The organism is Pseudomonas sp. Choline-02u-1 (assembly GCF_002836515.1).
In the GTDB taxonomy this organism is placed as follows: Bacteria; Pseudomonadota; Gammaproteobacteria; order Pseudomonadales; family Pseudomonadaceae; genus Aquipseudomonas.
In genome coordinates, this window is sequence record NZ_PJBC01000013.1 from 223,388 (window position 1) to 236,422 (window position 13,035).

The window sequence follows — 13,035 nt, forward strand, 5'->3', positions numbered from 1 at the left end:
TCAGGCAATGCCCAAAACCTTGAACACAAATGCATATTCGAGCGCTACGTCACGTAATCCCTGATAGCGCCCGCTCATGCCACCGTGTCCGGCGCCCAGTTCGGTCTTGAGCAGCAGCACATTGTCGTCAGTCTTGCTCGCGCGCAATTTCGCCACCCACTTGGCCGCTTCCCAATACTGCACACGGCTGTCGTTGTAACCGGCGATCACCAACAGCGGCGGATAAGCCTGCGCGGTGACGTTTTCGTAGGGCGCGTAAGCCTTGATCCGATCATAGACGTCCGGTTCTTGCGGGTTGCCCCATTCGTCGTATTCGGTGACGGTCAGCGGCAGTTCGGGGTCGAGCATGGTGTTGAGCACGTCGACGAACGGTACCTCGGCGATCGCCACGCCGAACAGGTCCGGGCGCTGGTTGAGCACTGCGCCGATCAGTAGCCCGCCAGCGCTGCCGCCGCTGATCGCCAGTTTCTGCGCCGTGGTGATGCCGTTGAGGATCAGAAACTCGGCGCAGGCGATGAAGTCGCTGAAGGTGTTGTGTTTGTGTTCCTGCTTGCCGGCGCGATACCAGGCCTCGCCCAGTTCACCGCCGCCGCGTACGTGGGCGATGGCGAATGCCATGCCGCGATCGAGCAGGCTCAGGCGTGCATGGGAAAACCACGGATCAAGGCTGGAACCGTAGGCGCCGTAACCGTACAGATACAGCGGTACTGGTTTGCCGACCATCTCGCGCTTCATCACCAGACTGATCGGCACCTGCGTGCCGTCCGGAGCGGTGGCCCACAGGCGCTGGCTGACGTAGGCGTCGGCATCGAACGGGCCGAGCACCGGGGTTTCCTTGAGCACCGTTTGCTCGCCCGTGGCGAGAGTCAACTGGCGCACCTGGGCCGGGCGATTCAATGCTTCGTAGCGCAGACGAATGCGGTCGCTCTCGAACTCCAGGCTGTTTTGCACATGGAGGCTGTAGGCCGCATCGGGCAATTGCACGCGGTACGACGTCTGGCCCTGGGGGTGAACCTCGATGATCGGCAAGCCGCCTTCGCGCAGGCTCAGGGTCATCGCCTCGGTATTGAGGCTGACACCGTCGAGCATCACGTCTTCGTTGTGCGCGATCAGGTTCTGCCAGTCGGCCTCGCTCGGCGGCACGCCGGTGTCCGGGGCCTGATACAGGGCGAAATTGATGCCGTCGCGGTTGGTGCGGATGAACCAGGTCCAGACGCCATCGAGCAGGCCGTGGTCGACGTCGTATTCGTGATCTTCGACCCGTGGCGCCAGGCAGGTGAACGGCAGATGCGGCTGATTGGCGTCCAGCGCCCAGACTTCGCTGGTGGTCTTGCTGCCCAGCGACAGCAGCAATTGCTGTTCGGAGCTGGCGCGGTAGCAATGCAGGAAGAAGCGCCCGTCCGGCTCGTGGAAGACTTCTTCAGCGGCAGTGCCATCGAGGCGATAGCGGAACAGTTTATGCGGGCGGTGGGTGTCGTCGAGCACGCCGAAGAACAGGGTCAGGCTGTCGTTGGCCCAGGTCATGCTGCCGTCACAGTCCCCGAATTCCAGTTCGCTGACCCGATCGTTGGAAAGCTCCTTGACGAACAATGTGTAGACCTCGTCGCCCGAGGTGTCGACGCTGTAGGCCAGACGCTGGTGGTCGGGGCTGATGCTGAAGGCGCCCAGCGAGAAGAAGCCGCCATTGGCCAGCGTGTTCGGGTCGAGCAGCAGTTGCTCGCGGCTTTCATCGAGGGTCAGGCTGTCGTCGGCCGGACGCGGGCAGCGGTAGTGCCGGGCGTATTCGTCGCCGGCAGTGGTGCGCGTGTAATACAGGTAAGGGCCCCAAGGCGAGGGCAGGGACAGGTCGGTTTCGAGGATCCGGCCCTTGATCTCGTTGAACAGGTTTTCACGCAGCTCGGCCTGGTCGGCGGTTTGCGCCTCTTGATAAGTGTTTTCTGCCTTGAGGTAGTCGAGCACCGCGTCGGTATCGCGCTCCTGCAGCCAGGCATACGGGTCGGCGCCGGGCGCCCGGTGGGCTATCGGGGCAGTCATGACATGGGCGGATTGGGGCATGGAAGGCTCTCGGACAATATTCGAATAAAGGTTTCGCGCAATTTGAAACTGCCGCAGACGCCTCTGGGAGCGAGCTTGCTCGCGAAGGCGTCGTGGCAGATGACTTTGTTGCAATGACCTACAGCTTTCGCGAGCAAGCTCGCTTCCACAGGGTCGGCTGCTGGCCGTCTGGTATTGGGACAAGCCGCATGGGCGAAAAGTCGTTACTATAAGCGCCTCTTTGCCTGCCTTGCCATGGACACCATGACCGAGAACGACTATCTGATCGCCTGGGGCGTTTACGCCTTTGCCGCCGTAGGCTGCCTGCTGGTATGGATGCGCCTGACCACCTGGATGTGGCGCTGGCTGCGCGAGCCGCTGCGTGTGCTGATGGCGGTGTTGCTGTTCAGCCCGACCATCGTCGATCCGGTGAAAGCCAAAGTTGCGCCGGCCATCGCCATTACCGTACTGGACATGCTGTTCAAGGTTGGCAACAACGCCTGGCGCGCGGTTTCAGACCTGTTCATGTACGGCATGATCGCGTTCGGTGTTTATCTGGTCTTCGTGTTGATCCGCCTGCCGATCGAGCGTGCCGCGACCGCGCGGCGCGAACGGGCCGAGGCCGCCAAAACCGCGGCCCGCGCTGAGGAACGCGACGACGATCAACCGTTCGGCGGCGCCGGTGACGACCGCTACGGCCGCCCGCCAGTGCCGAACAATCCGCAGCGCATGCGGGTCGAGCCGCGTCTGTAATCCGAGAGTCCGCACATGTGTGAATTACTGGGCATGAGTGCCAACGTGCCGACCGACATCGTGTTCAGCTTCACCGGCCTGATGCAGCGCGGCGGTCGTACCGGCCCGCACCGCGACGGCTGGGGCATCGCTTTTTACGAAGGCCGCGGCTTGCGCCTGTTCCAGGACCCGGCGGCAAGCAGCGAGTCGGAAGTGGCCAATCTGGTGCAGCGTTATCCGATCAAAAGCGAAGTGGTCATCGGCCATATCCGCCAGGCCAACGTCGGCAAGGTCTGCCTGTCCAACACGCACCCGTTCGTCCGCGAACTGTGGGGACGCAACTGGTGCTTTGCGCACAACGGCCAACTCGCCGAATTCACCCCGATCAAGAGTTTCTACCGCCCGGTCGGCGATACCGACAGCGAAGCGGCGTTCTGCGATTTGCTCAACCGTGTCCGCGCAGCCTTTCCGGAACCGGTCGATATCGAAGTGCTGCTGCCGGATCTGGTCGCCGCCTGCGCCGAATATCGCACGAAGGGTGTGTTCAATTGCCTGCTCAGCGACGGCGACTGGCTGTTCTGTTACTGCTCGACCAAACTGGCCCAGATCACTCGGCGCGCACCGTTCGGCCCGGCGCGACTCAAGGATGTCGACGTGATTGTCGACTTCCAGGCCGAAACCACGCCCAACGATGTGGTCACCGTGATTGCCACCGAGCCGTTGACCGAAAATGAAACCTGGTCCCGCTACGAGCCGGGCCAATGGAGCCTGTGGCGACGCGGCGAATGCGTAAGCCAGGGCAAGACCGAATAAGGATTTGCATCCATGTTGCTCAGTTATCTACGGCTGGTGTTGTTTGCGGCGGGCCTGTTGATCGGTGTTCAGGTGCCGGGGTTCATCAACGATTACGCCCAGCGTGTCGAAGCGCACCTGATCGAAGCGCAGACCGGTCTGCGTGGTTTTCAAGGCACGGCCGACCAGTTTTTCAAGGGCGATATGCAGGCGCTGGTCGCGCATTATCGTGCCAGCGAAGACCCGATTTTCCGCAGCGATGCTGACAGCCTGAACACCTTGCTCACCCGTCAGGTTGCGCTGGACAAGCAATTCCAGGCGATGCAAGGGCCGTGGTATGTGCGTTTCCTGCAAGTGGTGCTGGCGGCTGATCCGGATATTCGCAAGGAAACCTGGAACGGCTACAGCTATCAGATTCTGCTGACGCCAGAGGCAATGATCTGGGGCATGAGCGGCGCGTTGCTGCTGTCTTTCGGCATCGAATGCCTGTTTCGCCTGATCGACTGGGTTGTGCTTGGCGGTCGCCGCCTGCGCCAGAGCCGACCGATCGAAGATCGCGACGTGCGCGGTTTGTAAACCGAAGATCAAAAGATCGCAGCCTTCGGCAGCTCCTGCACCACCCCTGTCGGAGCTGCCGAAGGCTGCGATCTTTTGCTTTTCAGGCGTTCAAGACAATGTAACTGTCGCCCACTTTATCTGCATACCCCGCCAGCACCTGCTGACACAACGTCACTACCTCCTCGACCCACTCAACCCCGACCCGCCACGACACCACCACCGGCAGATTCGCCGGTCGCTGCCCGATGTCGAGCAAGGTCAAGTCGCCGCGCGCCAGCTCCTCGGCCACCAGTACCGGCGGCAGGGCGCCGATGCCAAAGCCGTCACGCAATAATCGGGTGATCGCCGACACCGAATTCACGCAATTCAAGCGGGGCGCCAGCACGCCGCTGGCCTGCATCAGCGCGACGATATCCTGATGCGGTCGTGAGTTTTTCGAATAGGTGATGATCCGCTCCTGCGCCAGTTCGGCGAGGTCGGCGTAGTCGCGGTTGTAGATCGAATTGCTCGCGACGATCCAGCCCAGCGGATGGCTCGCCAGTTCCAGGCTGCGCACGCTTTCATGGCGGATCAGATCGGTCTGCAGAATGATGTCGAGAAAGCCTTTTTGCAGCTGATCACAGAGGTTCAGCGCAGTGTCTGCCACCAATTCGATTTCCACCCGTGGGTACGCGTCTGTCATCTGCGCCACCAGCGGGCTCAGCCAGGTATGGATGACCGTGTCCATCACACCGATGCGCACCCGCCCGACCTTGCTCGAACGGGTCTCGATCGACTGTTTCAGCGCCGCCATGGTGTCGAGCATCTGCTCGGCATAGTCGAGCACTTTCAGGCCTTCCGGGGTCAGGCTGACACCGCGTGAATCGCGCAGGAACAGCTTCACCTTGAGCTCACCTTCAAGCACTGCGATGCGGCTGGAAATCGATGCCTGGGTGGTGAACAGCTTGTCGGCGGTCAGGCGAAAACTCTTCAGGCGCGCGACCCAGACAAAGGTCTCGAGAAACTTCAGGTTCATGGGCAAGGCTCGGCTGACAAATTTTTCTTATGCCTAAGGCGGGTTTTTATTCGTTGGACGGCACAGGGCTGGGCGGCGAAAAATCGGCGCATCCGGTTCCCACGATAGGCGTCGTCGGAGCTTCGAACAAGACCAATAAAAGCCCTGCGGAGATTTGCCATGAGTGCTCCCGACACCCTTCCTATATCCAAGCCAGCGGCGCGTCCCGGGCCGTTCGACTGGTATCGCAACATCAACCAGCAGGAGCGCCGCACGTTCTGGAGCTGCAAGATCGGCTACGGTCTGGACGGCATGGACACGCAGATGCTCAGCTTCGTCGTGCCGACATTGATTGCGATGTGGGGCATCACCACGGGCGAAGCGGGGCTGATCCACACCAGCACCTTGATCGCCTCGGCGATTGGCGGCTGGGTCGCCGGGATTCTCTCCGACCGCATCGGCCGCGTGCGCACCCTGCAACTGACGGTGCTGTGGTTCGCCTTCTTCACCTTCTTGTGCGGTTTCGCGCAAAACTACGAGCAACTGCTGATCGCCCGTACCTTGATGGGCTTTGGTTTCGGCGGTGAATGGACCGCTGGCGCAGTGTTGATCGGCGAGGTGATCCGCGCCAAAGACCGCGGCAAGGCGGTGGGCATGGTGCAGTCCGGTTGGGCGTTGGGCTGGGGCCTGACGGCGATTCTCTATGCTGTGCTGTTTTCGCTGTTGCCACCGGAGGATGCCTGGCGGGCGCTGTTCATCCTCGGCATCGTGCCGGCAATATTCGTGATTTTTGTCCGCCGCTTGGTGAAAGATCCGGAAATCTATCGCGAAGCCAAAGCCGCGCAAACGCCAGAGAATCCGGCGAAGTTCTACGAGATCTTTGCCCCCGGCATGCTTTTCACCACCTTTCGTGCGTCCTTGCTGACGACCGGTGCGCTGGGCGGTTACTACGCAATCACCTCCTGGCTGCCGACTTTTCTCAAGAACGAACGCGGTTTGAGCGTGCTCGGCACTGGCGGTTATCTGGCGATGGTGATCGTCGGTTCCTACGTCGGTTATGTGATCAGTGCTTATCTGACCGACCTGCTGGGGCGCAAAAAGAATTTCATTTTGTTCGCGGTCGGCTCGTTCACCATCGTTCTGCTCTACACGCAGATGCCGGTCAGCAATGGCGTGATGCTGTGGCTGGGCTTTCCGCTGGGCTTCTTCGCCTCGGGGATTTTCAGCGGCATGGGCGCGTTTCTCACTGAGTTGTTCCCCACGCGGATTCGCGGCTCGGGTCAGGGTTTCTGCTACAACATCGGCCGCGCGCTGGCGGCGTTGTTCCCGCTGCTGATCGGCCTGCTCAGTCAGAAAGTCCCGCTGAGCATGGGCATCGGTGCCTTCGCGGCGGTGTCCTACGGCGTGGTGATTCTGGCGGCGCTGAGCCTGCCGGAAACCCGAGGCAAGCAACTCGACGCGCAGTAACTGATACCCTGCGCGGCACTGTCCTACAGATAAAAAGACCAGCAGCTACAGGAGTGTTCACCGTGAGCCGCCTGCTATTGAATTGCGACATTGGCGAGAGCTTCGGCAGCTGGACCATGGGTCTGGATGCCGAGGTCATGCCCTTCATCGATTGCGCCAACATCGCCTGCGGTTTCCATGCCGGCGACCCGAGCATCATGCGCAAAACCGTGGCGCTGGCCCTCGAACAAGGCGTGCAGATTGGCGCGCACCCGGCCTATCAGGATCTGGTCGGATTCGGCCGACGCTCCATGGCCTGTTCCGCGCAAGAATTGCAAGACATCCTGCATTACCAGATCGGCGCCCTCGACGGCATCTGCAAGGTGCAGGGCGGGCGCGTGAGTTACGTCAAACCTCACGGCGCGATGTACAACGACATGATGGCCAACCCGGTGCAACTGCGTGCGGTGGTGCAGGCCGTGGCCGCCTATGATCGCGACCTGCCGCTGATGTTGATGGCAACCCGGGACAACGCGGCGGCGCAGCAAATCGGCGATGAATATGGCGTGACCCTGTGGTTCGAGGCTTTTGCCGATCGCGCCTACGACAGCGCCGGCCGGCTGGTTTCGCGGCAGTTGCCGGGCGCCGTGCATCACGATCCGCAGACAATCATTGAGCAAGCGTTGACCATCACCCGTGGCGGCGAACTCATTGCCAGCGATGGCAGCGCCTTGATCCTGCGCGCCAACACCCTGTGCGTCCACGGCGACAACGCCAGTTCGGTAGCCGCCGTGCAGCGCATTCGCCAAGCCTTGCAGCAGTCGAGTGCGTCATGAATCCAAGGATTGAAGTGGTAGCCCTTGATTGCCTGATGCTGCGTCTGTTCGATGAAATCGCCGAAGCCAACATGCCGTGGATGCTCGCCGCCAGCGAGCGATTGCGCACGGCGTTTGGCGCACAGTTGATCGATCTGGTGCCGTCCTATACCACGCTCATGGTGCATTTCGATCTGACGCTTTCGAGTCCGGCTCAGGCGCGCCAAAGGATCGCCGACGCGCTGGTCGATCTGGCGCCGAGTGCGCGCAGTGCTGGGCACTGTCACGTCTTGCCGGTTTGGTACGACCTCAGCGTCGGCCCGGAGTTGAGCCTGTTGGCTGAACGCAGCGGGCTGCCGGTGGCGGAGGTGGTTCGTCGCCACTGCGCACGTGAATATCAGGTGTTCGCCCTTGGTTTTGCGCCCGGTTTTGCTTTTATGGGCCTGGTCGAAGAGATTCTCGCCACGCCACGCCTGAGCACGCCACGCAAGAAAGTCGCCGCCGGCAGCGTCGGTATCGCCGAGCGGCAGACCGCAGCTTATCCGGTCGTCTCACCCGGTGGCTGGAACCTGATCGGTCGCACCCCGGCAAAACTGTTCGATCGGCATCGCGACGGTTATAGCCTGATGCAGCCCGGCGACACAGTGCGCTTCGAAGCCGTGGATCACGCTGAATTCGTTCGTCTGGGCGGCGACGACACACCGTTGGAGGCGCTGGCATGAGCCGATTGACGATTACCGCGAGTACGGCGCTGTGCCTGCTGCAGGACGCCGGACGTTTTGGTGTACGCCATCTCGGCGTAACACAGGGCGGCGCGGCGGACTGGTGTTCGATGAGCTGGGCCAATTGGCTGCTTGGCAATGCGCTGAATGCGACGGTGGTTGAGATCACCCTCGGCGGGTTTGCCGTGGTGGCTGAGGAGGATTGCCTGCTGGCATTGGCCGGAGCGGATCTCGGCGCGCAGCTTGAGGGACTGCCGCTGGCGCCATGGCGCAGTTTCAAGTTGCACAAAGGACAGAAACTGCAATTCACGCAACCCTTGCTCGGTGCCCGGGCTTATCTGGCAGCCCCCGGCGGTTTTGATGCACGCCAAGTGCTGGGCAGTAGCGCCACGGTGGTCCGCGAAGAACTGGGTGGACCTGATGGCATGGGCTTGCCGCTGGCCAGGGGCGGGGCGCTGAGTTATAGCGGTGAATCGCGATTACTGCGTGAAGTGCCGTTGCCGCTGCGGCCGGATTTGCAATCGAAGGCACCGCTGGATCTGGTGCTTGGCGCACAGATCGGCCAGTTCAGTGGCCAGAGTCTGTTTGATGCATTCAACACCGCCTGGACGCTGGACAGTCGTGCCGACCGCATGGGCATTCGCTTGTTGGGCAATGCCTTGCACTATCAGGGGCAACCCATGATTTCCGAAGGCATTCCGCTGGGTGCGGTGCAGGTACCGCCGGACGGGCAGCCGATCGTGCTGCTCAATGATCGTCAGACCATTGGTGGTTATCCAAGGTTGGGGGCGCTGACGCCGTTGGCAATGGCGCGCCTGGCGCAACAGTTGCCGGGAGACAGGATTCGCTTCGCTCCGGTCATGCAGGACCGTGCATGGCAAGCTCATAACAACTATCTGAAGTCCTACTTGTGATCGTCCAAACTTCGGACTGAAAACCGAGACGATTCGTTGAGCCCGAGGACATTGCCCTACATTGGTTTTCGGCGATGTGTGAAATCATCGAACCTCATCTCTCACAAGGAAGTTTCAGATGCGTTATATGAAAGTCAGTGTTCAGGTTAGCGTTGAAGGCGCGGCCAAGGTCGAACGTCATATCGTCGAGTTCTATGAGTCCGGCGAAAGTGATGCGATTTATAAAGTCGAGGTGGATCGTTTTGGCAATCTGCAGAAGTTGAGCATCGACAAGCTCGGCTTCGAAGGATTCGCGCCCATGTTCGAACAATTCATATCCAGGGCGAGGCTGGATATGACACGCATGTTTGACCGGCATCACCATGGAAATCAGAACGGCAAATCCATGCTGCTGATTGCCGGGGACCACGCCGCAGCGGACGCTGCTACGGGTGTCCTGTTTCGCTTTTTTGCAGCAGATGGCGAACTCAAACACGAAGAGTTACTTACAGCTGAAACCGATCTGGAACGAAAAAAACGGCGAAAGCTGCAGGCCCAGAAGAGGATAGAAATGGCGCTGGTGGCGAAACGGCGAGGTGTGCAACCTCCGGTCATTTGCGAAACAGATGACCGCGAGTTCATGGACAGGCTTTGCAAGTCCTACATCAAACTAGGCTGGTAACGGCTGCTGGTTTTCTGCATCGTCCCCACGCAGAACGGGGGACGATCCGGTGTTTATTTGGATAAAAACCTCATGCCTTCTTCCAGCCCGCGCAACGTCAGCGGATACATCTGATCCTCAATCAGATCGCGGACAATATTCGTCGAGGACGTATAGCCCCAGGTATCTTTCGGATAGGGGTTAATCCAGATGAGTTTCTTGTACTTCTCCATGAAACGCTGCATCCAGACATAGCCCGGCTCTTCGTTCCAATGCTCGACACTGCCACCGGCCTGGGTGATTTCATAAGGCGCCATGGCGGCGTCGCCGATGAAGATCACCTTGTAGTCGGCGCCGTACTTGTGCAGCAGATCCTGCGTCGAGGTGCGCTCGGAAGTGCGGCGCATGTTGTTCTTCCACACTGATTCATAAATGAAGTTGTGGAAGTAGAAGTACTCCAGATGCTTGAACTCGGTCTTGCAGGCCGAGAACAATTCCTCGCAAATCTTCACGTGCGCGTCCATCGAACCGCCGATGTCGAACAGCAGCAACAGCTTGACGGTGTTGCGCCGTTCCGGACGCATCTGGATATTGAGCAGGCCGGCATCTTTGGCGGTGTGGTCGATCGTGCCGTCAATGTCGAGTTCTTCCGCCGCACCCTGGCGAGCGAACTTGCGCAAACGACGCAGGGCGACCTTGATGTTGCGCGTGCCCAGTTCCACCGAATCGTCGAGGTTCTTGTACTCGCGCTGATCCCAGACTTTCACCGCTTTGCCCTGGCGTTTGCCAGCATCGCCGACGCGAATGCCTTCGGGGTTGAAACCGCCCGAGCCAAACGGGCTGGTACCACCGGTGCCGATCCATTTATTGCCGCCGGCGTGACGTTCTTTCTGTTCTTCCAGACGCTTTTTGAACTCTTCGATGAGCTTGTCCAGCCCGCCAAGGGACTGGATCTGCGCGCGCTCTTCGTCGGTCAGCGAGCGCTCGAATTCCTTGCGCAGCCAATCCTCGGGAATCAGCGCCTGCAAGTGGTCGTCTAGTTTCTCCAGGCCATTGAAGTACGCGCCGAAGGCGCGGTCGAACTTGTCGAAATGGCGTTCGTCCTTGACCAGAATCGCCCGCGACAAGTAATAGAACTCGTCCATGTCGGCGAAGGTCACGCGCTGTTTCAGCGCGTTGATCAAGTCGAGCAGCTCGCGCACCGACACCGGCACCTTGGCTGCGCGCATTTCGTTGAACAGGTTGAGCAACATGGCAGCAGCCTCTTAGCGGGTGCCGCGCCGGCTCATGAACGCCAGGCGCTCAAGTAGCTGCACGTCCTGTTCGTTCTTTACCAGGGCGCCTGCCAGCGGCGGGATGGCTTTGGTCGGATCGCGCTCGCGCAGCACCGCTTCGCCGATATTGTCGGCCATCAGCAGCTTCAGCCAGTCAACCAGTTCCGACGTTGAAGGCTTTTTCTTCAGGCCCGGTACCTTGCGCACGTCGAAGAATACGTCGAGCGCTTCGCTGACCAGGTCTTTCTTGATGTCCGGGTAGTGGACATCGACGATCTTTTGCAAGGTGCTGCGATCAGGGAAGGCGATGTAGTGGAAGAAGCAGCGGCGCAGGAACGCGTCCGGCAGCTCTTTCTCGTTATTGGAAGTAATGATGATGATCGGGCGTTTCTTCGCCTTGATGGTTTCGTCGATCTCGTAAACGTAGAACTCCATCTTGTCGAGTTCTTGCAGCAAGTCATTCGGGAACTCGATGTCGGCCTTGTCGATTTCATCGATCAGCAGAATCACTCGCTCCTCGGACTCGAAGGCTTCCCAGAGCTTGCCTTTCTTCAAGTAGTTGCGCACGTCGTGGACTTTTTCATTGCCCAGTTGCGAATCACGCAGGCGGCTGACCGCATCGTATTCATACAGACCCTGATGGGCCTTGGTGGTGGATTTGATGTGCCAGGTGATCAGCTTGGCGCCGAACGACTCGGCCAGTTGCTCGGCGAGCATGGTCTTGCCGGTGCCCGGTTCACCCTTGACCAGCAGCGGCCGCTCCAGGGTGATGGCGGCGTTGACCGCCAGCTTCAGGTCATCGGTGGCGACATAGGCCTGGGTGCCTTCGAACTTCATCTGCAAATCCTCGAACGGTAACGCTGACCTTACGGACAGGACGGGGCGAAATAATCGGATGGCCGACTATAACGCGCACGTCGGTCGACTGTGAACGCAGACGGCTTATTCAGTCTCTGAATGGAGCGTCACATGTTGACTCAGCCCTCATCCGGCTTCGGCCGTTCATACCGGGCATTGAAGGCCTGGATGAATCCATTACGCAAAATCTGCAAAAACGCTTCGAACGCGTTGACATCCTGTTGGTGAACATTGCCGCTGAGTTCGACGCGGGTGGCGAACTGGTTTTTGTTCTGGTTCTTCAGCACGGTCTCGGTGCCGCCGACCAGCGCTTCCCAGATCGAGCGGAACAGGCCTTTGTTTTTGTTCTCGACGTCTTGCTGCCAGTTGAAGACATCGACATCGCGCAGCAGGGGCTTGATGTAACCGGTGAGCCGGGCCTTCTCTGCCTTCGCTTCGATGACCACATCGCCGTGACCGGCGTTGAAGTCGAATTTGCCATAAGCCGACGCGAAGTCGTTCATGCGTTTGAGCTCGATGTCGCGGGCACGCAGGCGAAATTCGAAATCTTCGAAATCGCTCAGCGGATCGAACGTAGCAGTCACTTCGACAGGGGCATGACCCAACAGCAAAGCCTTGCCTTCAAAAAGGGCGTCGCGTTTGCCTTCCTTGTCGACGACGTTGGTCAGGTTGTAGATGCTCGCATTGACCTTGCTTGCATTCATGTTTACCGGTGGCTTGGAGTTGAAGTTGCGGAAGGTAATGCGGCCATCGTTGATCTGCACTTCATCGAGGGTGATCGGCAGCAGTTTGCCCAGTTGCTCCCGCCAATCGGTGCCTTGACCAGTCTGGGAGTTCTGTTTGTTGGCGCCGCCATCGACAAAGTTGATTTCAGGATTGAGAAATTGCACCTGCGCGACCACGGCATGGTCGTACCACAGCGAATGCCAGCTCACTGACAGATCGATCAACGGTGCATCGACGAACGGCACCGGTACCTTGCCGTCGACCTTGACGATTTTCAGGCCGTTGATTTTGTACGCGCCGCGCCACAGCGCAAGGTCGACGTCGGTAATCTGTCCACGGTAATCGCCCATGTCGGCGAGCTTGTCATTGAGGTAGTCGCGCACCAGATAGGGCAGGGCGAAATGCAGGGCGACCAGCAGCACCACGACACCCGCCAGGGTCCAGAGCGGCCAGCTGTAACGACGCTTCATGAGAGTGTTTCCTTGAACAGTGTTCCCTGATGAGGGTTGCATGGGTTCAATCCGATTGAC

The 13,035-nt window shown here is 59.8% G+C and carries 13 protein-coding genes; 8 read left to right on the plus strand and 5 right to left on the minus strand.

Translation table 11 applies throughout. From position 1 onward, the window contains the following. Positions 1-2,055: a S9 family peptidase gene (locus CXF97_RS11180; protein WP_101158546.1), complete on the minus strand. Its 2,055-nt coding sequence runs from the start codon at positions 2,053-2,055 to the stop codon at positions 1-3. A gap of 234 nt (positions 2,056-2,289) precedes the next feature. On the opposite strand from CXF97_RS11180, the gene CXF97_RS11185 reads away from it, so the two are divergent. Genes CXF97_RS11185 through CXF97_RS11195 form a run of 3 tightly spaced genes read left to right on the plus strand, consistent with a single transcriptional unit; the run spans position 2,290 to position 4,134 of the window. Further along, entirely contained in the window at positions 2,290-2,787 is a 498-nt protein-coding gene (locus CXF97_RS11185; RefSeq protein ID WP_101158547.1) for an MFS transporter, read from the plus strand. A gap of 15 nt (positions 2,788-2,802) precedes the next feature. Continuing rightward, entirely contained in the window at positions 2,803-3,579 is a 777-nt protein-coding gene (locus CXF97_RS11190) for a class II glutamine amidotransferase (RefSeq protein WP_101158548.1), read from the plus strand. A gap of 12 nt (positions 3,580-3,591) precedes the next feature. Then, on the plus strand, positions 3,592-4,134 hold the full coding sequence (locus CXF97_RS11195) for a DUF2937 family protein (protein WP_016771223.1): 543 nt from the start codon (positions 3,592-3,594) through the stop codon (positions 4,132-4,134). 82 nt (positions 4,135-4,216) lie between these two features. Here CXF97_RS11195 and CXF97_RS11200 read toward each other — a convergent pair whose 3' ends face one another. Next, positions 4,217-5,131: a LysR family transcriptional regulator gene (locus tag CXF97_RS11200; RefSeq protein ID WP_101158549.1), complete on the minus strand. Its 915-nt coding sequence runs from the start codon at positions 5,129-5,131 to the stop codon at positions 4,217-4,219. 159 nt (positions 5,132-5,290) lie between these two features. On the opposite strand from CXF97_RS11200, the gene CXF97_RS11205 reads away from it, so the two are divergent. The 5 genes from CXF97_RS11205 to CXF97_RS11225 all read left to right on the plus strand — a co-directional run bounded on the left by CXF97_RS11205 (position 5,291) and on the right by CXF97_RS11225 (position 9,668). Beyond that, entirely contained in the window at positions 5,291-6,577 is a 1,287-nt protein-coding gene (locus tag CXF97_RS11205; RefSeq protein ID WP_101158550.1) for an MFS transporter, read from the plus strand. Between the two features lie 62 nt (positions 6,578-6,639). Beyond that, positions 6,640-7,392, plus strand: a complete 753-nt coding sequence (locus tag CXF97_RS11210) for a 5-oxoprolinase subunit PxpA (RefSeq protein ID WP_101158551.1) — start codon at positions 6,640-6,642, stop codon at positions 7,390-7,392. Then, positions 7,389-8,093 (plus strand): allophanate hydrolase subunit 1, encoded by a 705-nt coding sequence (locus CXF97_RS11215; RefSeq protein WP_101158552.1) that lies wholly within the window; start codon positions 7,389-7,391, stop codon positions 8,091-8,093. Before CXF97_RS11210 ends, CXF97_RS11215 begins: the two co-directional genes overlap by 4 nt. Beyond that, entirely contained in the window at positions 8,090-9,007 is a 918-nt protein-coding gene (locus CXF97_RS11220; RefSeq protein WP_101158553.1) for a biotin-dependent carboxyltransferase family protein, read from the plus strand. The genes CXF97_RS11215 and CXF97_RS11220 overlap by 4 nt, the downstream gene beginning before the upstream one ends. 118 nt (positions 9,008-9,125) lie before the next feature. Next, positions 9,126-9,668: a hypothetical protein gene (locus CXF97_RS11225; RefSeq protein WP_101158554.1), complete on the plus strand. Its 543-nt coding sequence runs from the start codon at positions 9,126-9,128 to the stop codon at positions 9,666-9,668. A gap of 53 nt (positions 9,669-9,721) precedes the next feature. Here the strand turns inward: CXF97_RS11225 and CXF97_RS11230 are convergent, their stop codons facing one another. The 3 genes from CXF97_RS11230 to CXF97_RS11240 form a co-directional block, all read right to left on the minus strand. Then, a complete protein-coding gene (locus CXF97_RS11230) occupies positions 9,722-10,900 on the minus strand; it encodes a VWA domain-containing protein (protein ID WP_007956512.1) in 1,179 nt (392 codons plus the stop codon). Positions 10,901-10,912: 12 nt separating this feature from the next. After that, positions 10,913-11,758, minus strand: coding sequence for a MoxR family ATPase (locus CXF97_RS11235; protein ID WP_076566454.1), 846 nt, complete (start codon positions 11,756-11,758; stop codon positions 10,913-10,915). Positions 11,759-11,898: 140 nt separating this feature from the next. Next, on the minus strand, positions 11,899-12,975 hold the full coding sequence (locus CXF97_RS11240; protein WP_101158555.1) for a DUF748 domain-containing protein: 1,077 nt from the start codon (positions 12,973-12,975) through the stop codon (positions 11,899-11,901). Positions 12,976-13,035 lie beyond the last annotated feature (60 nt).